The 21674-nt window shown below is 68.6% G+C and carries 22 protein-coding genes and 1 tRNA gene; 16 read left to right on the top strand and 7 right to left on the bottom strand.

Annotated features, from left to right (window positions below; all coding sequences use genetic code 11):
- Positions 1-227: 227 nt before the first annotated feature.
- Together ABD823_RS29665 and ABD823_RS29660 are read left to right on the top strand one after the other, a co-directional pair.
- On the top strand, positions 228-689 hold the full coding sequence (locus ABD823_RS29665) for a DUF6210 family protein (protein WP_344865380.1): 462 nt from the start codon (positions 228-230) through the stop codon (positions 687-689).
- A 753-nt stretch (positions 690-1442) separates the two neighbouring features.
- Entirely contained in the window at positions 1443-2165 is a 723-nt protein-coding gene (locus tag ABD823_RS29660) for a VOC family protein (protein WP_344865379.1), read from the top strand.
- A gap of 316 nt (positions 2166-2481) precedes the next feature.
- On the opposite strand, the gene ABD823_RS29655 is transcribed toward ABD823_RS29660, so the two are convergent.
- Both ABD823_RS29655 and ABD823_RS29650 read right to left on the bottom strand, forming a co-directional pair.
- Entirely contained in the window at positions 2482-2880 is a 399-nt protein-coding gene (locus tag ABD823_RS29655) for a hypothetical protein (RefSeq protein WP_344865377.1), read from the bottom strand.
- A 222-nt stretch (positions 2881-3102) separates the two neighbouring features.
- Positions 3103-3393 carry a hypothetical protein gene (locus tag ABD823_RS29650; protein ID WP_344865375.1) on the bottom strand — a complete coding sequence of 97 codons (291 nt, stop codon included), beginning with the start codon at positions 3391-3393 and terminating at the stop codon, positions 3103-3105.
- A gap of 398 nt (positions 3394-3791) precedes the next feature.
- Here ABD823_RS29650 and ABD823_RS29645 point away from each other — a divergent pair, with 398 nt between their 5' ends.
- The gene (locus ABD823_RS29645) at positions 3792-4907 is read left to right on the top strand and encodes a hypothetical protein (RefSeq protein WP_344865373.1); all 1116 of its coding nucleotides are present in this window, start codon (positions 3792-3794) and stop codon (positions 4905-4907) included.
- Between the two features lie 100 nt (positions 4908-5007).
- Here the strand turns inward: ABD823_RS29645 and ABD823_RS29640 are convergent, their stop codons facing one another.
- Entirely contained in the window at positions 5008-6300 is a 1293-nt protein-coding gene (locus tag ABD823_RS29640) for an NsdA family TPR-like regulatory protein (RefSeq protein WP_486352088.1), read from the bottom strand.
- A 346-nt stretch (positions 6301-6646) separates the two neighbouring features.
- On the opposite strand from ABD823_RS29640, the gene ABD823_RS29635 reads away from it, so the two are divergent.
- Entirely contained in the window at positions 6647-6937 is a 291-nt protein-coding gene (locus ABD823_RS29635) for a hypothetical protein (protein ID WP_344865369.1), read from the top strand.
- Positions 6938-7201: 264 nt separating this feature from the next.
- Positions 7202-7933 (top strand): GntR family transcriptional regulator, encoded by a 732-nt coding sequence (locus tag ABD823_RS29630; RefSeq protein ID WP_344865367.1) that lies wholly within the window; start codon positions 7202-7204, stop codon positions 7931-7933.
- On the opposite strand, the gene ABD823_RS29625 is transcribed toward ABD823_RS29630, so the two are convergent.
- Positions 7918-8322 (bottom strand): hypothetical protein, encoded by a 405-nt coding sequence (locus ABD823_RS29625; protein ID WP_344865365.1) that lies wholly within the window; start codon positions 8320-8322, stop codon positions 7918-7920. The two genes, ABD823_RS29630 and ABD823_RS29625, sit on opposite strands and share 16 nt — an antisense overlap.
- A gap of 157 nt (positions 8323-8479) precedes the next feature.
- Between ABD823_RS29625 and ABD823_RS29620 the strand changes: the two genes are divergently transcribed.
- From ABD823_RS29620 to ABD823_RS29590, 7 genes are all read left to right on the top strand, one after another.
- The gene (locus ABD823_RS29620; RefSeq protein ID WP_344865363.1) at positions 8480-8911 is read left to right on the top strand and encodes a plasmid replication, integration and excision activator; all 432 of its coding nucleotides are present in this window, start codon (positions 8480-8482) and stop codon (positions 8909-8911) included.
- The gene (locus tag ABD823_RS29615) at positions 8911-9183 is read left to right on the top strand and encodes a hypothetical protein (protein ID WP_344865361.1); all 273 of its coding nucleotides are present in this window, start codon (positions 8911-8913) and stop codon (positions 9181-9183) included. The genes ABD823_RS29620 and ABD823_RS29615 overlap by 1 nt, the downstream gene beginning before the upstream one ends.
- 82 nt (positions 9184-9265) lie before the next feature.
- The gene (locus ABD823_RS29610; RefSeq protein WP_344865359.1) at positions 9266-10690 is read left to right on the top strand and encodes an FtsK/SpoIIIE domain-containing protein; all 1425 of its coding nucleotides are present in this window, start codon (positions 9266-9268) and stop codon (positions 10688-10690) included.
- Positions 10687-10836: a hypothetical protein gene (locus tag ABD823_RS29605; protein ID WP_344865357.1), complete on the top strand. Its 150-nt coding sequence runs from the start codon at positions 10687-10689 to the stop codon at positions 10834-10836. Before ABD823_RS29610 ends, ABD823_RS29605 begins: the two co-directional genes overlap by 4 nt.
- The gene (locus ABD823_RS29600) at positions 10833-12494 is read left to right on the top strand and encodes a replication initiator (RefSeq protein WP_344865355.1); all 1662 of its coding nucleotides are present in this window, start codon (positions 10833-10835) and stop codon (positions 12492-12494) included. The genes ABD823_RS29605 and ABD823_RS29600 overlap by 4 nt, the downstream gene beginning before the upstream one ends.
- A gap of 12 nt (positions 12495-12506) precedes the next feature.
- Complete coding sequence (locus tag ABD823_RS29595; protein ID WP_189236974.1) at positions 12507-12713, top strand: helix-turn-helix domain-containing protein; 207 nt, start codon at positions 12507-12509, stop codon at positions 12711-12713.
- Positions 12713-14041 (top strand): tyrosine-type recombinase/integrase, encoded by a 1329-nt coding sequence (locus tag ABD823_RS29590; protein ID WP_344865351.1) that lies wholly within the window; start codon positions 12713-12715, stop codon positions 14039-14041. Before ABD823_RS29595 ends, ABD823_RS29590 begins: the two co-directional genes overlap by 1 nt.
- A 90-nt stretch (positions 14042-14131) precedes the next feature.
- Here the strand turns inward: ABD823_RS29590 and ABD823_RS29585 are convergent.
- Positions 14132-14205, bottom strand: a tRNA-Gly gene (locus ABD823_RS29585).
- A gap of 143 nt (positions 14206-14348) precedes the next feature.
- On the opposite strand from ABD823_RS29585, the gene dcd reads away from it, so the two are divergent.
- Positions 14349-14924, top strand: a complete 576-nt coding sequence (gene dcd, locus ABD823_RS29580) for a dCTP deaminase (protein WP_344865349.1) — start codon at positions 14349-14351, stop codon at positions 14922-14924.
- 162 nt (positions 14925-15086) lie between these two features.
- Here dcd and ABD823_RS29575 read toward each other — a convergent pair whose 3' ends face one another.
- Positions 15087-16382 carry an MFS transporter gene (locus tag ABD823_RS29575; protein ID WP_344865347.1) on the bottom strand — a complete coding sequence of 432 codons (1296 nt, stop codon included), beginning with the start codon at positions 16380-16382 and terminating at the stop codon, positions 15087-15089.
- A 275-nt stretch (positions 16383-16657) separates the two neighbouring features.
- Between ABD823_RS29575 and ABD823_RS29570 the strand changes: the two genes are divergently transcribed.
- Both ABD823_RS29570 and ABD823_RS29565 read left to right on the top strand, forming a co-directional pair.
- A complete protein-coding gene (locus tag ABD823_RS29570) occupies positions 16658-17275 on the top strand; it encodes a DUF47 domain-containing protein (protein WP_344865345.1) in 618 nt (205 codons plus the stop codon).
- The gene (locus tag ABD823_RS29565) at positions 17276-18280 is read left to right on the top strand and encodes an inorganic phosphate transporter (RefSeq protein WP_344865344.1); all 1005 of its coding nucleotides are present in this window, start codon (positions 17276-17278) and stop codon (positions 18278-18280) included.
- 45 nt (positions 18281-18325) lie between these two features.
- Here the strand turns inward: ABD823_RS29565 and mshD are convergent, their stop codons facing one another.
- Complete coding sequence (gene mshD / locus ABD823_RS29560; RefSeq protein ID WP_344865342.1) at positions 18326-19237, bottom strand: mycothiol synthase; 912 nt, start codon at positions 19235-19237, stop codon at positions 18326-18328.
- A 132-nt stretch (positions 19238-19369) separates the two neighbouring features.
- On the opposite strand from mshD, the gene ABD823_RS29555 reads away from it, so the two are divergent.
- Positions 19370-21163: a bifunctional metallophosphatase/5'-nucleotidase gene (locus ABD823_RS29555; protein WP_344865340.1), complete on the top strand. Its 1794-nt coding sequence runs from the start codon at positions 19370-19372 to the stop codon at positions 21161-21163.
- Positions 21164-21674: the final 511 nt, after the last annotated feature.

Genomic DNA, 21674 nt, shown 5'->3' with positions numbered 1-21674 from the left:
ACACCCCGCCCGCCTGCTCACCCCGTCCGCAGAGGAAGCGGAGCAGGGCCAGGCGGTCAAGGTGGAGCACTCCACCTTGACCGCCTGGCCCTGCTCCGCTCGGCTTGTCCCGGGTCGAGGGCGGACGGGATGATCAGGCCCCTACCCCAGCCACCGACAGGCCGGCGGCGATGGTCATCCCGGAGCCGGAGCGCCCCCGCCGGAGGCACGGTTGTCACACTTGAGAAGTGGCGGACAAGCGGTACATCTATCTGGACACTTCGGACCTCGGCGGGCCAGAGGATCGGCTTCACCTGGTGATCGGGGCTCCGACCGGTGTGGTCTATTGGAACCAGTACGGCGGCTACTCCTGCCTGCATGGCTATGTGGAGGGCTTCATCATGCCGATCCTTCCCGGTCCGGGTGTGCTTGCGGAGCTTCGCGACGTCTTCGAGAACGTATTGGGCGGACATGGGACCGGCGTTTTGGGGTTCACCTGGTCTCCGGGGGTGTTGGAGCGTGTGCGTGCGGCTGTGGCGGATATCGGGATGCAGGGCTTGACGCACGATCCCCATGACCATTCCTGGCCGGGGCCGTACGACTGTGCGCTGCGGGTGGATGAGGATCGACTGGCGGTCCTGGACGAGGCGTGGATCCCGGTGGTGACAGCCGATGGCCCGGGGGTGTTGATGTGGGCGAACTCCGACTGACGCGGTCCGAGCGGCGGGCGCGCGCGCGAGAACGGCCCCCAGGCCGCAGGTGCAGCGTGCGGCCCGCAAGCTCGGGCAGCGTGGCGGCGACGATGAGGACGGCTCGGCAGGGGCGCTCGCTCCCGTGGGCTAATTGCACGTCAATTGCACGGAAGATCGAGAAGGCTCCAGAAGCGATCAAGGCCCAGGGTCCGGGGATTCCGTCCGACCGACCTGGGCCTTGAAGCTTGGGAGCGGGTGACGGGAATCGAACCCGCGCTGTCAGCTTGGGAAGTCTCTAGCGATCTCGGTCGTTGAACTGGGAAACGCTGACCTGCGGGGGAGCGCTCCGGCTGCCCGTGCTGACCGTGACTCCCCCCTGAGGGACTGTGGCTTCCCGCCTGTTCTGGCACGGATCTGGCATGCGACGAGGGGCTTGCACTCGGCGTCCACTGCAGATAGCGGGGCCGTCGTCATAAGCTCGTGCTCGTGAGCGCCGGGCATGCGCATGAGGAGCTTCACCACCTGGTGGGTCGGCTGTCGCCGACCCGGGCGTGTCGTCTTCTGTGGTTGGCGAGGACTGATCCCGAGTTGGCAGAGGCCGTCGAAGGTGCCCGAGCCGACTCGGCGCCGGAGGCTGTCGATCGCTGGGATCGGTGCGTCCGGTGAGAGCGATCTGTCGAGGCGGGCCGAAGTCCTCCGGGCGGAGCGGTTCAAGCGGAGGACCCGTCCTTCCTGCGGCTTGGGACCAATAGATTGGAGGCGCGGAGCGGAATGACCTGTCATCTCGTCGCGCTCTGCTTCGATGCGCACGATCCGATCCGTCTCGCACGCTTCTGGGCCGGTGTCCTGGGCTGGGAGACGGCAGCAGACCATCAGGACGGCATTGCGCTCCTGCCGAACGATGACACCGGGTTCCATATCCGGTTTCTTCCGACTCAGGAGCGGAAGGTCGGTCAGAACCACATGCACTTCGATTTGACGAGCACGTCCTTGGAGGATCAGCAGCAGACGGTGGCGAGGTCGCTCGGGCTCGGCGCCCGGCACATCGACATCGGTCAACGCCCGGAGGAGGGTCATGTCGTGCTCGCAGACCCCGAGGGCAACGAGTTCTGCGTCATCGAGCCGGACAACGGCTTCCTCGCCGACTGCGGGTTCGTCGGAGCACTTGCGTGTGACGGTTCGCAGAAGGTCGGATACTTCTGGAGCGAAGCGCTGGGCTGGCCGCTGGTGTGGGATCAGGAGCAGGAGACCGCGATTCGCTCGCCGTCCGGCGGTCCGAAGATCACCTGGGGCGGTCCGCCGCTGATGCCGAAGACCGGGAAGAGCCGGCTGCACTTCGACCTCGCTCCACCCGCCGACGGGGATCAGCAAGCGGAGGTCGACCGTCTCGTCTCCTTGGGGGCGAAGCCGATCGACATCGGTCAGGGCGAGGTCGACTGGGTGGTCATGGCCGATCCCGATGGCCGTGAGTTCTGTGTTCTGACCCCGCGGTAGCGGAACGGATTCCGGGGCGCCGGGCCGCGCGCGGTGCGCCGCCGTCTCGTCAGGGCCGAGATCAACTGATCTGGGCACGGATCTGGCACGAGAGTGAGAACAGGCTCAGAAAGCGATCAAGGCCCGGGTCGGGATTTCCTTCCTGACCTGGGCCTCGGTGTATGGAGCGGGTGACGGGAATCGAACCCGCGCTGTCAGCTTGGGAAGTGTATCGATCATGCCTCGTAGAGCGGCTGAGCTGGACGTTCGGCCGGTCGCGAGTGACCGTGGTTGACCCCTCGTCACCCTGGCTAATGGCCCGCCAATGGCCCGAGGATCATGCGGGTTGTTCCTGCTCGGGCCAGGGCGTGGGCTCGCCGGCGGTCACAGAGAACAGGAGCCACTCGACGCCGGGCACGGTGAAGTGAGCACTCACCGTCTTGGCGGCGATGCCTTCGAAGTCAAGGCGGTCGCCGACCATGTGGCAGGTGACGGACCATGGGCTGGCGATTCTCTGGGCGGCGAGCATCGTGCGGAACACGGCTTCTGGTGGTTCCTGCACCCCGAGTGGAGAGGTCAGTCGTACCTCGGCCAGGTCGGGCAGCTTCCAGTACCGCTGATAGGATAGGAGAGTAAAGGGCTCTCCCAGGGCCGCGCCCATCCTGGCGATCACCCGTTCGGCGCCGGCCTGCTTGTTCACCCGCAGGTGACCTCTCCAGTTGATCACCTCGAACATGGCGCCATCGTGACACGGCGGGGACAAGCGATGCACCTGCATAAGCCACGCCCGCCTGCTCATCCCGTCCGCCGTCGACCCGCCCGCAGGGGAAGCAGGGCACGGGCCGGGGCGCCAGGTGGAGCGCCCAACTGGACGAACGACCTGGCGCCCCGGCCCGTGGTCTGCTCGGCTTGTCCCGGGTCGATGGCGGACGGGATGAGCAGGCCCCTACCTCAGCCCTTACGATCCCGGCTCGTGCTGCTGATGATCATCCCGGAGTCGGAGGCCCCTGCCGGAGGCGGTTTTCCCATTAGGCGTGATGGCTGCTGCGATGGCGCCAAGCATCATCCCAGTACCTCCGAAGACGAGAAGAACAGGTTCGCTCAGCGCGACCAAGGCAAAGGATGCAGGTGTAGAGCTTTCGTTCCCGCCGCCATAGCTCCAGTAGAGACCGGGGGGAGAGAACACAATCTTGTAGAGGCCGGTGAAGATGAGGAGGGTTCCTGCGGTGAGAAAGAGGTTCCGGAGCATAGGTGTCGATGCTATGGGCCGGAGGATCCCGTAGGACAGCCCTCTGAGTTGAGCTTGAGGAGGGTGGCGCTGATTCGAGCGAGGCGGCGGTGCGGCCCAGTGCGGCGGGTTGGTTGGGTACGGCGGGGCCGGCGGTCGGTGGGCGGCCCGAGTGCGGCCCCGGCCGTGACCGGCCCCCAGGCCGCAGCGCGGCCGGGGTCCGCGACGCTGGGCCGTGCGGCGGCGCGCCGTGCCGCCGCCTTGATACATATAAGAACTATTCGGCAATGCAGGAGCCAGATGAGAGCGGACGATCCCGTCAGGGATCTGAGCGTTCACGGAACCGTTTCTTGCAAATGATCGTCTGATGGCTTGTGAAGTCCTTATGTGGATTGAGACGGTCAGGTTCGGTCCTGGCCATGGTCTTCCTGATGCTGGCAACGGGATGTACGGCTGAGGAGCCGTCGGGACGACCCGATACGCTGCCTGTCCTGCCATCTCTGACACCGGTCGGTGATGTGTGGCCGGAGGCTGTTCTCGCCGCACCCCGCGAACTGGAGAACGACGTTACGGTGATACCGGTGGCGTCGCTCAGCGCTGATGAGTTGCTGTTGATGACGACTCATGAGCACCGTCCCACGTTTATCGGCTTCAATGTCAAGACAGAGCGACGGCGCACGCTGGCGAGGGCACCTGAGTGGGCCGAGTGCGGTGGATGCTTCGAGATCCAGCACACGGCTGTCAACGCCACACAGGTGGCATGGCTCGTCCGGGGGTATGCGCCGGGAGCGACGAACGGCGGCCGACGCCACCTGGAACTGTGGACGATGCCCCGAACCGGTGGACCGATGCGGGCGGTGACGAGACTGCCGGGGAACGGCAATCGGAACGTGTTCGGCTTCGAGATCACAGACGACACCGCTGCATGGTGGGACTACGAAGGTGGAATATGGCGAGTCCCGTTGGCTGGTGGCGAACCCGTGCAGGTTCTCCCCGGTAGGAGACTCCGCGTCACTTCCTGGCCATGGGCCTGGGATGAGGGCGAACGCACCGTGGTCAATCTGGTTACCGGTCAGGAGATCCAGGTGAGCGGCGGGGACGACCTTGGGCATCTGACCTGCGGGCCGACCTGGTGCGTCGGAGATGCCGGTCCGCCTTACGGGATACGGAACGTTGCCCTGCTGCGACTGAACGGCTCCGAACGCACCACCGTTCCCGGAGACGCCATGCTTCAGATGGTGCCGATCCGGGACAGGATCACTCTCCTCGGCCTTCCGACCATCATCGGCGATAATTCGGTTCCCGGCACCTGGGGAGCCGGGCAACTCGGGCCAGCCGTTCAACTTTACGATCGGTGCACGAAGCAAAGCGCATTGATAGGGTCTCCGGATATGGCCAAGGCCCGTGAAACTTGGAATGAGATCAAGACGGGTGCGGCGACCGCACAGGGGCCGCTCTTGTTCTGGAAAAGCGCACGTGAGGGCTATACCGTCCTGGACCTTGCCCGCATAATCGATTCGCCGTGTAAGTCTTGAATCCGTCGCGCGGAAATCCCCCTTGAGAAACGCGCTCTTTTCGATTTGAGGAGTACTCGTCTCCGAGGCTTTGGTGATCATCGATCAGGTGGGATGTACTTTAATCCAGGAGATCCGGGCGACGATTATTCAATGCTTGTCGTGCGATCACATAGCGCTCGTGGAACTCTTTGGCGAGGGCCTCGCGGCGGTAACGCTGTCGGATGACGCGGTCCAGATCTGCGGCACGGTTGACCAGATCGGTGAGGGACTTGCGCTCGATGTCGAAGGCGGCCATGCCCTGTTCCACGGCGGCGTCGAGGTCTCCGCGTCGGGCGTGGACGATGCCGAGGTCGATGTGGGCGTCGGCGACGCGCATGGGGGCGTTGGAGGTGCCGTCCGGGCGGGTGTGCATCTGGATGGTCTCCCGTGCGTGTTCCTCGGCCCGGTCGTTGTCCTCCAGCCAGGTGTAGGCGGTGGCGGCGTAGAAGACCCATTTGGCGTGGTCGAACACGAAGTGGTGGTCGGGGTTGTCCGGAAGTGGGAGCCTGCCCAGGATGTCGGCTCCTCGGGTGAGGGCCTTGTCGGCTTCGCGGCGGTCGCCGATGCGGGCCAGTCCGCGGGCCTCTTGCAGGGTGAGTTGGACCATGGCGCTGGATTGGCCGGCGGCGGCCTGGCCCATGCGGGCGGAGGTGACCACGTCCTCGTAGCGGCCTTCGACGAGGGCGAACCATGCGGACATCTCGTAGGCCCAGCCCATGAGTTCGCCGTGCCCGACCTGGCGGCCCATCTCGTAGGCGGCCCGGCGGGCGGTCTCGGCCTCCTCCCGCTCACCCAGGTCGTAATGCACGCACCCGAGTAGCGCGGTCAGCCATCCGGTGATGACCAGGAGTTCCCGGTGCTGGTCCAGGGTGACCCGGCCGGACAGGAGCCGAGTGATCTGGGCGAGGCGCTTCTGTGTCCGGTCGCGCAACGTGGCGGCGGGAACGACCGGGTAGGCCCGGCACAACAGGTCGACGGCCTCGGCGAGTGCTTCGAGTGTGCCGTTCCCGACGTCGGACGCCTGGAGCTGCTGGGCGAGCTCCATCGTCCCGTACAGGTCGGCCTCGGCCCGGAGCGCGTCCGCAGGAGGCATCACGGTGGCCTCGATCAGGCGGCTCTGACCGCGCCGGTTCTGGCGGAACCCCAGAGCCTCGGGCTGCAAGCCGGTCAACTGGGTGAGGGCGACCCGGTAGGACGTGTGCGGCCAGGAGACCTCACCCGCCTCCCACCGCCGGATCCGCTCCTCGTCACAGTTCAGGCGTTCTTTTATACCGGCCGGAGTGGCGTTGATTCGGTCGGCCATATCGGCGCGAGTGAGCCGGTGCTCATTACGCCATGCTCGGAGTTGGACGTTCGGGATGTTGTCGGGCATCTCGGGTCTTCCTCGCGGCTGGGGGCTCAAGAGGGGGAAAGAAGGGGGGCTATTCGGGGGTCCTGCCATTCGGGAATTGCCGGTGGACTTGCCATCAAGCAACCACGGTACGTCAGCCCGCCTTCCGCCGCAGGGAGCGCGGTTCAAACAAGGAGATGGCGACGGTGACCCGGCCAGACGAGAACAGCGAGACACGCCCTTGCCCTGCGTGCCGGGGTCGTGGAACCAAGCTGCGCACCTCGCGCCGTGCCCTTCTCCTCGGCGAGAGCAGCGCAGATCACGAGACGTACGGAGAACAGGAATGTCTCGACTGCCTCGCAAGCGGCCGGGCCGAAGGGAACGCCAGATGAACCCGATCATGCAGGCCACCGCGGCCTTCGTCGACCACCAACGCAACCTGCACGACGCGCGTGCCCTCATGCGCCTGCGCGACGAGCTGCTGAAGCTCAAGGTCCGCGCCGAACTGCGCGACAACGACAGCTCGCTCATGATCCACCGCCCCGAGCCGGGCCTTCCGGTATGGGTCTTCGTCGGGTACGGCGGGGCCTACTACTCCTGGCAGTCCGCCGAGAAGCGCCACCCGGTGAGCGACCCGGCGGGGGCCGCCCAGGTCCTGGCCGAGTACGTCGGCCGCTGAAGACGGGCACGGCGGGGCAGTGAGCCCGTCGGCATGGAGGGTGCTCGATGAGTGTCACCCCTGCCCCGTCGTGTCTCCGCTCCCCGGCAGGCAGTAGAGCATTCGCCGCACAAGCCCACCCCCTGTGCGTGCTTCCCCCGTCTCTGCTGCCTGCCGGGGCTTCCTCATGTCGGTCGCCCTTCTCCCGGTCCGGGGTGACAGGACGGCCAGGTGGGGATACGCTCAAACTTGGTAAAACAACCTGTCGGGTGCAGGATGGTCATGATGTCGCTTGAGTCCGTACCGCCGAAGTATGCACAGCTCGTGCAGACGCTCCAACGGCGGATCGAGGCGGGAACCTATCCTCCCGGCTCGCTCCTCCCGAGCGAGAACCAGTTCATCCAGGAGTTCGGCGTCTCCCGGCCCACCGTGGTCGCCGCCCTGCGCATGCTGCGCGAACAGGGCTGGATCGACTCCCAGCAGGGCAAGGGCCGGTTTGTGCGCGGACGCCCCGCCCTGGCCTCGGCCGAACAGCCCCGACCCGGACAGGCGTACCTGATCGCTCCGGAGAACGCGTCACAGGGCGAGGTCATCGAGGCGGCGGCGATCACCGCCCCCAACCGCATCGCCTCCCTGCTCGGCCTGGCCCCGAAGAGCAAGGCGTTCCTGCGCCGGCGCCTGGTCAGCCGAGACGGGGAGCCGACCGAGATGGTCTCGCTGTGGGTGCCGGTGGAACTGTCCCAGGGCACCGACCTGACCAGCGCCGAACCTCTGGCCCAGGGCCTCCGTGAACACCTCCAGTCTCGCAAGGGCGTGCGCTTCGACCACGTGGTGGAGCAGATTACCGCCCGCATGCCCACGAGCGACGAGACCAAGCGACTCGGCATGCCGAAGAACACGCCGCTGCTGGCCGTCTACGGCGCGGTCCGGGACGCCTCGGGTACGGCGTTGGCCGTGGTGGAGGTCCTGCTCCCCGCCGATCGGCACGAACTGGAAGACGCCTACCCGATCAGCTGACAACCGGGTACTCCTGAAGCTCTGTCCAGGGATGCTGTGCAGACAGGTGTCTCGCCTCGATAGACCGGGCGATCCTTGAGCTTGGACGACCAGTAAGACCGGAGGAGTACGGCCCCGATGATTATTGCGATCAACCCGTAGACCACAACGCCGGTCTTGTTGCCCATCACAAAGGCGGTCAAGAACCCGACGACTGGTGCGCCCAGACCGAGTACCAGAAAAGCGATTCCGAAGATATCGGAGAGCTGGGCGTTCCGCGGCTCGCCGCCTATCAGTGCGAAGCCGTACATAAAGGTCAGCATCAACATGAGTGGCGTGCCCACGAGCCAGATGATGCCGATCAGGAAAAGGACCGTGCTTCCGGTCCGCTTGGTGTCGTTCGACCCCATGACTATCAGTATTCGCTGTGCAGTGAAGGCAGGGGAGCATGGGACGCTCACGATTCCGCACCCATCATCTTAGGTACTTGACCTACCAAGCTTGGCCGTCGTACCCTCAAGTCAGTTGATAGGTTAAGTGCCTATCACACGACAGGAGGAAATCGTCATGGCTCTGCAAGGCCCCATCCCCGTCACCTTCGCCCAGGTCTTCCCGCACGGCTGCTACGTCGTCGGGGAGGTCGAGGCGGTCAAGGACTTCGACGCCTCGACCAACGGCCGGTTCGTCCAGGCCCGCGACAAGTCCACCGGAGAGCTGGTGTGGCAGGTCGCGGTCATGGACGCCGACCCGGCCGTCAAGCCCGGACAGAAGACCGTCGCCGTCAAGATCCTCGCCCCGGTCCAGCCCGTGCCCCCGGCACCCATGCCGGGCCTGCCCTTCACCCCGGTCGAGTTCGACCACGTCACCGTCACGCCCTACGTCAACGGCACCGGACGCCTCGCCTACTCGATCAAGGTCCGCGAGATGCGCGCCCCGCGCACCGGTCCCGCTCCCGCCAAGCCCGCCACCGCTGCCACCACCGCGAAGGACGCCGCCTGATGACCCGTCGTAGGAACCACCGCGTCAGCATCATCAACCTCAACACCGGCCGGGGCGCCCGCGCGACCAGCCACCCCTACCCGGCCCGCACGCCGGTCCTGGCGCTCGACTTCGGAGCCGTCTCGGTCCTGGTCACCACCACCGCCAGCGACCGGGTGACCGCCGCCGACGTCGAGTTCGCCCGCCAGCTCGCCCGTGAGGCCCAGACGTTCGCCCGCTCGGTCGAACGCTCCTTCCACGGGATGCCCGATGGCACGGGCCTCGCGGCCTGACATGGAAACGGGGCCGCTGGAACTGGTCCTTCCGGCGGCCCCTCGTCTCCCCAGATGCGATTCAAGAGAGAGCTGAAGTCTAATGTTCAAGAAACTGCCCGGAGACGAGGCCCGAACCCTCGTCTCCACCACCCCGGACACCGCCGTCGTCTTCCGCCCGGCCGTCGTCCAGACCCCGGCCATCATCACCATCGTCATCTTCGCCTGGCGGCTCCTGTCCGGCCTCGTCCGGCTCACCTGGCGTCACCCGATCGCCCTGGCCGTGCTCACCGCCCCCGCCGTCCTCGGCTGGCTGTACGGCTGGCGCGTCGCCCTGGTCGCGGTCACGATCCCCCTCTCCGTCCTTGGCCCCTGGGCACTGTTCGACCGACCGACCTTCAATGCCTGGGTCGGCTGGCGGCTGCTGGCCTGGTGGCGGCTGATCTGGGTCTACCGGCGGCACTGGCAGCCGGTGATGATGATCTCCGGGCTCGGCCGTCACCTCCGGGGCCGCGACTGCCTGCCCCGCATGCTCAAGGTCACCTGCACCTCGTGGGCCGACGTGGTCACCGTGAAGATGCTCAGCGGGCAGGCCGTCAAGGACTGGGCCGACCGGACCGACCACCTCGCGCACGGCTTTGGAGCGGTCTCCTGCCGGGTCACCGTGGCCCGCGCCGGCCGGTTGCTGCTCACCTTCCCCCGGTGCGATCCGCTGGCCGTACCCCTTCCGGCCGTCTCCGTTCCCGAGACGCCGTCAGTCGGCCCGGTGGAGGTCGGCAAGCAGGAGAACGGGCAGCCGTGGCGGCTCAAGGTCCACGGGACTCACGTCCTGGTCGCCGGGGCCACCGGGGCGGGCAAGGGGTCCGTCATCTGGTCGGCGGTCCGCGGGCTCCTCCCCGCCGCCCGGGCCGGGCTGGTGGAGCTCTGGGCGCTGGACCCGAAGCTCATGGAACTGTCCTACGGCCGGGCCGTCTTCGGCGACCGGTACGCGGCCTCTCCCAAGGAGTGCGCCGACCTGCTCGACGAGGCGGTCTCGGTCATGCAGGAGCGGGCGGGTCGCTTCGCCGGGATTCAGCGCAACCACATCCCGACCGTGGATGACCCGTTCGTCCTGGTGATCGTCGACGAGGTCGCGTTCCTGACCGCCTACCAGTCCGACAAGGGGCTACGGCAGCGCATCACGGCCGCGCTCGCCACCCTGACCACGCAGGGCCGGGCGGTCGGCGTCGGCGTCCTGGCGGCTCTCCAGGACCCGCGCAAGGAGGTCATGAACATCCGCAACCTCTTCCCCGACAAGATCGCGCTCCGGCTCGACGAGTCCGAACAGGTGGACATGGTCCTCGGTGACGGTGCCCGCGACCGGGGCGCGCTGGCCGACCACATCTCGCCGATCCCGGAGCAGGGCGCGGGCGTCGGGTTCGTCCGGCTCGAAACCAGTCCCGACCCGATCCGGGTCCGCGCGGCCTACGTCTCCGACGCCGACATCCGCGCCATGGCCCGCGACTTCGTCAGGGGTGAGGCCGCGTGACCCTGGCCCACTTCCTCGACAACCTGCGCTGCTCGATCTGCGGCATCCTCAACGCGCTCTGGCTCGACCCCGTCCGTGGCCTGGTCGAGTGCCAGGAGTGCGGACAGCGGGCGCTCGCCTTCCCGGAGATCGGAGAGGGCGAATGACCGAAGCGCAGACCACGCTCCCGGAGTCCCCGGCCCGGCTGGTGAGGACCGTCCTGCCCTCCGCTCTGGAGGTCCTGGAGGCGGTGGCCGTACAGAACGGCGTCTGCATCCGGCCCGTGCCGCTCAAGCGGATCGACCTGGCGACCGGCAGGGCCGAGATCGTCGACGTGCCGTGCGGCGCGACCCTGGAGAGCAAGTGCCCGGCCTGCGCCAAGCGGAACCGGCAGCTCCGCATGGCCCAGTGCCGGGAGGGCTGGCACCTCGACCACGAACCGGTCGTCGTCAAGAACGATCCCGACGAGGAACAGCGGCGGCTCGTCGAACAGCGGGCGGACCTCCAGGCGGTGCGGGACCGGGTGGAAGAGGCCGGCGACTCCACCGCCGACCTCGACGCGGTCATCTCCGACCTGGACGCCCAGATCAGAGCGGCCGGGGTCCGCGGTGAGGTCCTGCCCGACGACCGGCCCAAGCGCACCCGTTCGACCCGGCGGCGACAGGACGCCCCCGACCTGCCCAAGCGGACCCGGGAGGCGCGGACCGTGGGGCAGACCTTCACGGCTCCGGACGGGAAGACCTACCGGCCGTCGCTGTTCGTCACGCTCACCCTGCCCGGCTACGGCAGGGTCCGGCAGGACGGCACCCCCGTCGACCCGGACACCTACGACTACGTCCGGGCGGCCCGCGACGCGCTGCACTTCTCCAAGCTCGTCGACCGGTTCGTGCAGAACCTCCGGCGCGTGGCGGGCTATGACGTGCAGTACTTCTCCTCCGTCGAACCACAGCGACGGCTCGCCCCGCACCTGCACATGGCGATCCGGGGCATCCTGCCCCGCAAGGAGATCAAGGCCATCGCCGCCGCGACCTACCACCAGGTGTGGTGGCCCCCGGTCGAGACGGTCGTCTTCGAGGGCGACCACCTGCCCGTCTGGGTGGAGCGGCCCGAGCGGGCGGAGCCGTACCCGGACCGGCAGGCCGGCGACTACCTCGACCCGGCGACGGGGGAGCTGCTGCCCACCTGGGACCAGGCGCTCGACCGGCTCGACGCCGACTCCGGCGCGGAGCCGTTCCACGTGCTGCGCTTCGGCGTCCAGGTGGACGTTCAGGGCGTGCTCGCCGGGACCCCGGACGCCGACCAGTGCATCCGCTACCTCGGCAAGTACCTGACCAAGTCGGTCGGCGAGTGCCACACTCCGGAGACCGACGCCCAGCGGCGCCACGTGCAGCGCCTGGCCGACGTGCTGCGCTACGAGCCGTGTGCGCCGACCTGCCCGAACTGGCTCCGGTACGGCGTGCAGCCCAAGAACGCCAAGGCGGGCATGCGGCCCGGTGCCTGCCGGTCCAAGGCGCACAAGCCCGAACACCTCGGCTACGCGGGCCGCCGGGTCCTGGTCTCCCGCAAGTGGTCCGGCAAGACCCTCCGCGAGCACAAGGCCGACCGGCGGGCCTGGGTGATGGAAGCGCTCGGCCTCACCGACGACCAGCCCGCCGACCGCTACGCCTGGCGGCCGGTCGTGGCCGGTGACCCCGATCTGCTGCCCCGTGCCCGTCGCCTGCTCAGACAGATCTCCGAACGCCAGCGGTGGCGCAAGGCCATGCAGCAGGCGGAGGCGAGAGCGACGGGACAACAAGATCTTTCGGCAACTCCACTGGCCGCGTGACGGGAGAACCCATTGGACGAACTTCTCAAGGCCCATGAGGCCGCCGCCTTGCTTCACACCTCCGAGCGCTTCGTCCGCCGACTGATCGCGGAACGCCGGATCGAGTTCGTGAAGATCGGCCGACACGTCCGCATCCGGGAGTCGGCCCTGCTCGCCTTCATCGCCGCCGGGACGGTCGAACCCCTGGCGGCCTCCGACGTCACAGGGAGGGCGGCCTGATGGCCAACAGAGACGGTCGCCGACGTTTCGGCAACATCCGCAAGCGTGAGTCCGGTCGCTACCAGATCCGGTACCCCGGCCCGGACGGGCAGATGCGCAGCGGCACCGAGACGTACGAGCGCAAGAGCGACGCCGAACGGGCGCTGTCGCTGATCGAGGCGCAGATCATCAGGGGTGAGTGGACCGACCCGGAGCGCGGCAAGGTCAAGCTCAAGGACTACGCCGAGACGTGGATCTCCCAGCGGCCCGGCCTCCGGCCTCGCACGGTCGACCTCTACCGCTGGCTCCTCAAGAAGCACGTCACCCCGCATCTCGGCAACGCGGCCATCGGGAAGATCTCCACCTCGATGATCCGGCAGTGGCGGGCCGACCTGCTCGGCAACGGCGTCTCGGTCTCCGTGGCGGCCAAGGCGTACCGCCTGCTGCGGGCCGTACTGATGACGGCGGCCGAAGAGGACCACATCATCCCGCGTAACCCGTGCCGGATCCGAGGTGCCGGCGACGAGCACGCCCAGGAACGGCCGGTGCTCACCGTGGCACAGGTCTTCGAGCTGGCCGATCTCGTGGGCCGCCGACCGGTCGGCAACGTACGCAAGCTCAAGGAGAACGCCTACCGGCTCCGCTTCCAGCGGCACGGCGAGATGCGCACCCATCCCGAGATCTTCGGCAACCGCGCCGACGCCGAGCGGGCGCTGTGGAAGATGGGCATGGACGGCCGGGTCGACTGCACCCATGACCGGCGCTTCCGCGCCCTGGTGCTCCTGGCCACCTTCGCCAGTCTGCGCTGGGGCGAGGTGAGCGCGCTGCGCCGCAGTGACCTCGACCTCGACGCGGGGACGGTGCGCGTCCGGGCGGCCTACGTCGAGCGCTCCACGGGGGAGCTGGTCCTCGGCCCGCCCAAGTCCAAGGCCGGGCGGCGCATCGTCGGCATCCCGCAGGGGATCGTCCCGGCGCTCCGTGAACACCTGGACACCTACGTCCAGGCCGATCCGGGCGCGCTCGTCTTCCCCGGCGCCAAGGGCGGACCGCTCCGCCGCAGCGGCTTCAACACCCGCACGCGCTGGGTGGACGTGGTCCGGGAGATGGGCCTGCCCGGCCTGCACTTCCATGATCTGCGTCACACGGGCAACATGCTCGCTGCCGAGTCGGGCGCGGGGCTCAAGGACCTGATGGCGCGGATGGGGCACGACAACGTGCGCGCCGCGATGATCTATCAGCACGCCGTACGGGGTGCCGATCGGACGATCACGGACGCGATCGATCGGCAGATCATCCGGCGCGATGACGACGAGGACGGTCCGGCCGGTGCGCTGGTCCCGGCGGGTTAATGGCCCGCCAATGGCCCGAGAAGATCAAAGAGCTCCAGAAACGATCAAGGCCCGGGTCGGTATTCTCTCCCTGACCTGGGCCTTGGCGATTGGAGCGGGTGACGGGAATCGAACCCGCGCTGTCAGCTTGGGAAGCTGATGTTCTGCCATTGAACTACACCCGCAGCGGCGTGCCGCGTCCCCCACTGTAGCGGAAACTCCGACCACTCTGGACCCTCCGCGGGCCCGAGTTTCCCGGCCGTCCGGAGCCGGTCGAGGCCGGTGGCCTCGCCCCGCCGGACTCGCCCGCGTTGGTAGGTTGCCTCACGTGCTGCTTTCCGATCGTGACATTCTTGCCGAGATCGAGTCCGGGCGGGTCGAGATCGATCCGTTCGAGCCGGAGATGATCCAGCCGTCCAGTGTCGACGTGCGGTTGGACCGTTATTTCAGGGTCTTCGAGAACCACCGTTACCCGCACATCGACCCGGCCGCCGAGCAGCCCGATCTCACCCGCATGGTCGAACCCGACGGGGACGAGGCGTTCATCCTGCACCCCGGGGAGTTCGTCCTCGCCAGCACCTATGAGGTCATCACCCTTCCCGACGACATCGCCTCCCGCCTGGAGGGGAAGAGCTCACTCGGCCGCCTCGGCCTGCTCACCCACTCCACGGCCGGGTTCATCGACCCGGGCTTCAGCGGGCACGTGACGCTGGAGCTCTCCAACGTCGCGACGTTGCCGATCAAGCTCTGGCCTGGGATGAAGATCGGCCAGCTGTGCATGTTCCGGCTCAGCTCGCCTGCGGCGCACCCCTACGGGTCGGAGAAGTACGGTTCCCGTTACCAGGGCCAGCGGGGTCCGACGCCGAGCCGCTCCTACCTGAACTTCCACCGCACCCGGGTCTGACGCGCACCCGGGTCTGACACTGCACCCGGATCTGGCGCCGCACCGGTTCCACCGCCGACCACGGACCGTGACCGGTGGAGACGGGCGGGGCGCACGTCCGGTTCCGGAGCCGGGCACGCGGCCGTGGCGGTGGTGGCCGGACCGGATCCGGGAGGGTCCGGATCAGATCCGGGAGGGGTTCGCGCCGCGCTCGGGCCCGGGGTCGGGTCCGGCCCCAAGGCCCGGTCCGAGTCCTGTCCGGGGCTCCGGTCCGAGTCCCCTCCCGAGTTCCGGCCCGAAACCCGTCCCGCGGCCCGCTCCCGTTCCGTCCGCGCCGGATTCCGTCCCCGAGCCGCCGTTGAAGAGGAGCAGCCCGGGGACGAACAGGGCGAGCAGCGGCAGCAGGGCGGTGGCGGCGCTGACCGTCAAAAAGAGGTCGGGGCCCAGCGCGTGGGAGAGCGGCACGGTCAGGGCGAGGGCGACAGGGGCCGTGCTCAGCGCCGCCATCCATTCCAGTGAGGCCACCCGGGCCTGGCGGTCGGGCCGGACGGTGCGGAGCATGCCGAGGATCCACTCGATGGCGGAGATCTCCAGTCCGATCCCGGCCAGCAGATAGGAGGTGAAGACCCAGCCGGGGACGACGGGCTCCATCAGGGCCAGGGGCACCAGGCCGTACGGCAGGAGCCCGACCATGGCGACGAGACCGGGTCGCCGGGGCGACAGGCGCATGGCGACGACCGCGCCGATCAGGCCGCCGAGGGAGAGGGCCGCCAGGGTGAGGCCGTACATGCCGTCCAGCACGGACCGGTACGGCGAGGCGGTGGTGACCGGGAGCAGCACCTGGGCGGGGGCCACGACGAAGGTCTGGTGCAGCGCGGTGACGGAGATCACGACGGCCATCCAGGGGCGGCGGGACACCTCGGTGACGCCCTGGCGGATCTCGGCGGAGACCGGCAGCCGCAGTTCGTGCACGGCCGGCGGTTCGTCGACCCGGCGGAGCAGCAGGGCGCTGACCGCGAAGCCGGCCACGGCGAGCCAGAGGGCCGCCCGCGGGTCCAGCAGCGTGACCGCCAGGGCGCCGGCGACGGATCCGGTGGCCGCGCCGATCCGCCAGGAGGCGCTGGTCATGCCGACGCCCGTGCGGTGGAGGTCCCCGGGCAGGACGGAGGCGAGGCAGGCCTGGAAGGCGGGCCGGAAGAACGCCTCGGTCCCGCCGGCGAGGAAGACCGCGGCGCCGAGCAGGACCGGTTCGGGGGCGGGCCAGAGGGCCACGGTGGCGACGGTCAGCACCAGCGCGAGCTGGGAGAGCGCCATCACGACCTTGCGGGGTAGCCGGTCGGCCCAGACCCCGCCGAAGACGGCGAAGGCGACGAGCGCCACCAGGCGGCCGGCGAGGACCACGCCGACGGCCGTGCCGTCCGGGTCGGTCCGGAGGAGGATGGTCACCACGGCGATGGGGAAGACGTGGTCGGCGGCCACCGAAACCGTCAGACTCCACCAGAGCAGACGAAACGGACGCTCTCGCCATACTTCGCGGGCCCCCATGTACGACCAGTATTCGTCATAACATGGTCAAACTCCAGCAAACCGCCCGGCTGGAAAGCTGAGGCCAAAGCTCCTCCAATCGGTGTGTCGCCGGGCGTACGAGGGGTAGCGATCGGGGGAAGAGCAGGTTCCCAACGGGTGAAGTTCGCATTTCCGCTGGTAACCCTTACTCTTCTCTGCGGACCATCCCCGCACATCTGGAGATCGACGTGCGCCTGCGTCTCACACCTAGTGAGGACAGTTACTACGACCTGTTCGCCGACTCGGCGAACAACCTGGTCACAGCGTCCCGTCTGCTGGTCGAGATCATCGCCGAAGGATCGGACAGGAAGGCGCTGGCCGAGAAGATGCGGGCATGTGAGCACGCGGGTGACGAGCGCACCCACGCGATCATGAACCGCCTCAACGAGAGCTTCATCACACCGTTCGACCGCGAGGACATCTACCGTCTCGCGGCCAACCTGGACGACGTGATGGACTACATGGAGGCCGCCGCCGACCTGATCGAGCTGTACCAGATCGACCACCTGCCCAGGGAGGTCGTCCAGCAGGTCGAGGTCCTGGAGCGCGCCGCCGAGCTGACCGCCGAGGCCATGCCCCGGCTGCGCTCGATGCGCAACCTGAACGAGTACTGGATCGAGGTCAACCGCCTGGAGAACCAGGCCGACCAGGTCTACCGCCGGTTGCTGGCCAAGCTCTTCAGCGGAGAGTACGACGCGCTCACCGTCATGAAGATGAAAGAGGTCATCGACCAGCTGGAGGGCGCCGCCGACGCCTTCGAGCACGTGGCCAATACGATCGAGTCGATCGCGGTCAAGGAAAGCTAAGTGGACCTCACGCTCGCCCTGGTCATCGGCGTGGTGGTCGTGGCGCTGGTGTTCGACTACACCAACGGCTTCCACGACGCCGCGAACGCGATCGCGACCTCGGTCTCGACCCGCGCCCTGACCCCGAGAGCCGCCCTGTTCATGGCCGCGGCGATGAACTTCCTCGGTGCCCACCTCGGCACCCAGGTGGCGCAGACCGTCGGAAAGGGCATCATCGACGCCCCCCAGGGAAGCCACGGCCTCGTCATCGTCTGCGCGGGCCTGATCGGCGCCATCACCTGGAACATGATCACCTGGTACTTCGGCCTGCCCTCCTCCAGCAGTCACGCGCTGATCGGAGGCCTGGTCGGATCGGCGCTCGCCTCGGCGAGCGTCGTGCACTGGGACGGAGTGGTGGCGAAGGTCGTCATCCCGATGATCCTGTCCCCGCTGGTCGGCTTCACGCTCGCCGGCGCCATCATGATCGCTCTTCTGTGGATCTTCCGGCACGCCCACCCGGGCCGGGCCAACCGGGGCTTCCGCCACGCCCAGACGGTCTCGGCGGCGGCCATGGCGCTCGGCCACGGCCTGCAGGACGCGCAGAAGACGATGGGCGTGATCTTCCTGGCACTGGTGGTCGGCGGTTACGCGAACACCGGTGATCCGATCCCGCAGTGGGTGATCCTGGCCGCCGCCGCGGCGATCTCGCTGGGCACCTACGCGGGCGGCTGGCGGATCATGCGCACGCTCGGCCGCCGGATCATCGCCCTGGACCCCCCGCAGGGGTTCGCGGCCGAGTCCGCCGCCTCGACGGTGCTGTACGTGGCGGCGATCGGCTTCGGCGCGCCGATCTCCACCACCCACACCATCACCAGCGCCATCATGGGCGTGGGCGCCACCAAGCGCCTGTCGGCCGTGCGCTGGGGCGTGGCCGGCAACATCGTGACCGCCTGGATCCTGACGATCCCGGCCGCCGCGCTGGTCGCGGCGCTGTCCTACTACGCGCTGCACTGGATGGTCGAGTAGCCGTCCGGGTGTGCGGGCGCCGGCCGGAGGGCCGGCGCCCTTTCGTCATCTCCGGTACATCACGTCGGTGTCGAAGCGGGTGAACCCCAGCCCCTGGTAGAGGCGGACCGCCCCGGTGTTGCTCTCGTCGACGTAGAGCATCACCTCGGACAGGCCGAGGGAGCGCAGGTGGGCCAGGCCCGCCAGGGTCAGCGACCGGCCCAGCCCCGCCCCCTGCTCGCCGGGGTCCACGCCGACCACGTAGACCTCGCCGATGGGCTCGTCCCCCTGCTCGCCGGCTCCGTGCACCTTCGTCCAGTGGAAGCCGACCGGCCGCTCCCCGCGCACCGCCAGGAAGAAGCCCGCCGGGTCGAACCACGGCTCCCGCTCGCGCCGCCGCAGATCCTCCAGTGTCCAGGCGCCCTGCTCGGGGTGGTGGGCGAAGGCGCGGGCGTTCAGCGCCACCCACGCCTCGGCGTCGGCCGCCGGGTCGAAGGTGCGCAGCCGTACCCCCTCGGGGAGGGTGAAGCCGGGGAGCGGGGCCGACAGCGGGCGCCGCATCTGCCACAGCTCCCTGACCTTCTCCAGGCCCTCCGCACGCGCGAGCGCCCCGGCCCCGGGGTGCCCGCCGTGCGCCCACAGGCGCAGCCCGTCCCCGGCCCGCTCCAGTACGGCCTGCAGCAGGCGGCGCCCGTGCCCCCGCCTCCGGAAGGCGGGGTGGACGACCAGCTCGCCGCTCGGGCCCTCGCCCGGATCCCCGGGGTCACCCGGGTCGACGTGCGCGTAACCGGCGAGGTCGCCGTCCGCGTACAGGAGCACGTCCGTCGCGCGCTCGTCGCCGCCGTGGCGGAGGTGGAGCACCACGTGCTCGTCGAGGGGTCTGACCCCGTCGGCCTCCGTGGCGGCCTCCACCAGCGCCAGCACGGCCGCCGCCTCCCGCCCGTCGAGTCGTTCCCGGTGTTCCACGCGTACGTCCATGCTTGTGGACTCTAGGCCGCGCTCCGGCTCGCGGGATCGCCGGGGACTGGCAGAAGCCGCCATCCACCGGCCGGGTGAATCGTTACCTTGCGGACATTCGATGCATAGACAACAGCTCTAGTGTCGTCATTCATGATGTCCCGTTCCTTCCAGCGGCTGGCCCTGGCCGGTGCTCTCGCATCCGCCGGCCTCATGTTCGCGACGGGACCGGCAGAGGCGGGCAACAGGCCCGCCAAGACGGTTCCGGTCCGCCTGCTCTCCCTCAACGACTTCCACGGCCACCTGGAGCCCCCGACCGGGTCGTCGGGGCGCCTGGTCGACGAGACCGGCGCCACGGTCGAGGCCGGCGGCGCCGCTTACATCGCGGCCCACATGGAGCAGCTCACCGACTCCAACACCATCAAGGTCGCCCAGGGCGACCTGATCGGCGCCACCCCGCTCATCTCGGCGGCCTTCCACGACGAGCCGTCCGTCGAGTTCCTCGGCAAGATCGGCATCACCACCTCGGCCGTGGGCAACCACGAGTTCGACGAGGGGTACGACGAGCTCAAGCGCATCATGTACGGCGGCTGCCACCCGGTGGACGGCTGCTCGCCCGCCGGGCAGTGGAAGGGCGCCAAGTACGACTACATCGGCGCCAACGTCATCCTCAAGCGGAACACCGGCGGCGCCGAGAAGGACGCGCTCGCCGCGCTCGGCAAGAACACCGGCGCCATCCGCGGCCTGCTCCGCCAGTACGGCGTGCCGGCGCTGCCCCCGGTCTCCATCCGCTGGATGAACGGCGTGCCGGTCGGCTTCATCGGCCTGGTCACCCGGACCACTCCGAACATCGTCACCGCCGAGGGCATCAAGGACCTGGAGTTCGTCGACGAGGTCAAGGCCGCCAACGTCGCCTCCAAGCTGCTCAAGCTGGTCGGCGTCAGGGCCCAGGTCGTGCTCGTGCACGAGGGCGACCAGGTCACCCCGGGCCAGTCGCCCGACGCGTGCAGCGCTCAGCCCGGCGCGGGCAACCGCATCGCCACCCAGGTGGACGCCGAGATCGACATGATCCTCAGCGGCCACTCCCACCAGGCGTACCTGTGCACCGTGACCGACCCCAAGGGCGGCAAGCGCCTGTACAGCCAGGGCGGCTCGTTCGGCCGGGTGATCACCAAGGTCGACTTCCGGGTGGACACCCGCACCCGCGACGTGGTGCGCTCCTCCGTGGTCGCCGACAACCAGGTCGTGACCCGGACCGTCACCCCCGACCCGGAGATCTCCCAGTTCGTCCAGACCTGGAAGGACCGGGTCTCCACGGTTGCGAACAAGCCGATCGGCAAGATCACCGCGGACATCGTGAACACCGCGGCCCCCTCCGGGGAGTCGCCGCTGGGCAACCTCATCGCCGACGGCCAGCTCGCCGCCGCCAAGAACGGCGGCAACGCCCAGATCGCCCTGATGAACCCGGGCGGCGTGCGGGCGAGCCTCACCTACGCGAGCTCTCCCGCCGGCGAGGGCGACGGCGTGGTGACCTACGGCGAGGCCTTCACGGTCCAGCCGTTCAACAACCTGCTGCAGGTGGTCACGCTCACCGGCGCCCAGCTCAAGACCGTGCTGGAGCAGCAGTTCCCCGGCGGGCCCAACAACCAGGCGTTCACGAAGATCCTTCAGCCGTCGTCGAACTTCACCTACTCCTACAGCGCGAGCGCGCCGTGGGGGTCGAAGATCTCCGACATGAAGATCGACGGGGTTCCCGTGACGGACACCCAGACGATCCGGGTCGCCGCCAACAACTTCCTCGTCGGCGGCGGTGACGCCTTCGCCGCCTTCACCGAGGGCACCGACGTGTGGAGCGGCCCGCTCGACATCGACGCCTTCGCCGCCCACTTCGCGGCGAACCCGGTGATCGCGCCTCCGGTGCCGGACCACATCACGGTCACGCCGTAGGAGCGCGCCGCAGGACCGGCCGCCCGTCCCCGAGCGCGGGGCGGGCGGCCTTCCCATGTCCCGCCGGGGTGTGCCTCTCGTGCGGTGCCGGGGCTCCTCCCGGGTCGCGCCGAGGTCGCCTCCCCATGGAGGGTCCGGGCGTGCGCGGGCCGTCCCGCTCCGCCCCTCCCGGTCCACGGGCCCCACCGGCGGGGCCTACGGGGCCGTCCAGAGCCTGCCCGCGGGGTACGGCGGAGCCGTTAGACGTGACGGGAACCGAAACGGTGCCATCTTCTCCATGTGATCTGCATCACATGAATCCGATCACTCATCGTGTGTGATCCATTACGTCACATGAGTAACATTCGCCACAATCGCCTGCTCGCCTGCGGAAATGCGGTGCGACTTCGCAGGGTCCCGAGGTCCTCCGGGAAGTCACGAGACGGTAACGGCGAATGCGTGCGCTTCCGGAAGGTTCCGGATCGGCTTCCGCTTTTCAAGATCGGGCCTGTATGTTCCTGGCTATCCCTTT

Source organism: Planomonospora alba (assembly GCF_039534085.1).
GTDB classification, from domain to species: Bacteria; Actinomycetota; Actinomycetes; order Streptosporangiales; family Streptosporangiaceae; genus Planomonospora_B; species Planomonospora_B alba.
The sequence above is the reverse complement of the archived record's forward strand: the minus strand, read 5'-3'. Positions and strand labels throughout refer to the sequence as shown.

Coding starts and splice junctions, on each gene's coding strand:
- ABD823_RS29660 (WP_344865379.1), top strand. CDS start 1,443: ATGACCTGTCATCTCGTCGCGCTCTGCTTCGATGCGCACGATCCGATC.
- ABD823_RS29655 (WP_344865377.1), bottom strand. CDS start 2,880: ATGTTCGAGGTGATCAACTGGAGAGGTCACCTGCGGGTGAACAAGCAG.
- ABD823_RS29650 (WP_344865375.1), bottom strand. CDS start 3,393: ATGCTCCGGAACCTCTTTCTCACCGCAGGAACCCTCCTCATCTTCACC.
- ABD823_RS29645 (WP_344865373.1), top strand. CDS start 3,792: ATGGTCTTCCTGATGCTGGCAACGGGATGTACGGCTGAGGAGCCGTCG.
- ABD823_RS29640 (WP_486352088.1), bottom strand. CDS start 6,300: ATGCCCGACAACATCCCGAACGTCCAACTCCGAGCATGGCGTAATGAG.
- ABD823_RS29635 (WP_344865369.1), top strand. CDS start 6,647: ATGAACCCGATCATGCAGGCCACCGCGGCCTTCGTCGACCACCAACGC.
- ABD823_RS29630 (WP_344865367.1), top strand. CDS start 7,202: ATGTCGCTTGAGTCCGTACCGCCGAAGTATGCACAGCTCGTGCAGACG.
- ABD823_RS29625 (WP_344865365.1), bottom strand. CDS start 8,322: ATGGGGTCGAACGACACCAAGCGGACCGGAAGCACGGTCCTTTTCCTG.
- ABD823_RS29620 (WP_344865363.1), top strand. CDS start 8,480: ATGGCTCTGCAAGGCCCCATCCCCGTCACCTTCGCCCAGGTCTTCCCG.
- ABD823_RS29615 (WP_344865361.1), top strand. CDS start 8,911: ATGACCCGTCGTAGGAACCACCGCGTCAGCATCATCAACCTCAACACC.
- ABD823_RS29610 (WP_344865359.1), top strand. CDS start 9,266: ATGTTCAAGAAACTGCCCGGAGACGAGGCCCGAACCCTCGTCTCCACC.
- ABD823_RS29600 (WP_344865355.1), top strand. CDS start 10,833: ATGACCGAAGCGCAGACCACGCTCCCGGAGTCCCCGGCCCGGCTGGTG.
- ABD823_RS29590 (WP_344865351.1), top strand. CDS start 12,713: ATGGCCAACAGAGACGGTCGCCGACGTTTCGGCAACATCCGCAAGCGT.
- mshD (WP_344865342.1), bottom strand. CDS start 19,237: ATGGACGTACGCGTGGAACACCGGGAACGACTCGACGGGCGGGAGGCG.
- ABD823_RS29555 (WP_344865340.1), top strand. CDS start 19,370: ATGATGTCCCGTTCCTTCCAGCGGCTGGCCCTGGCCGGTGCTCTCGCA.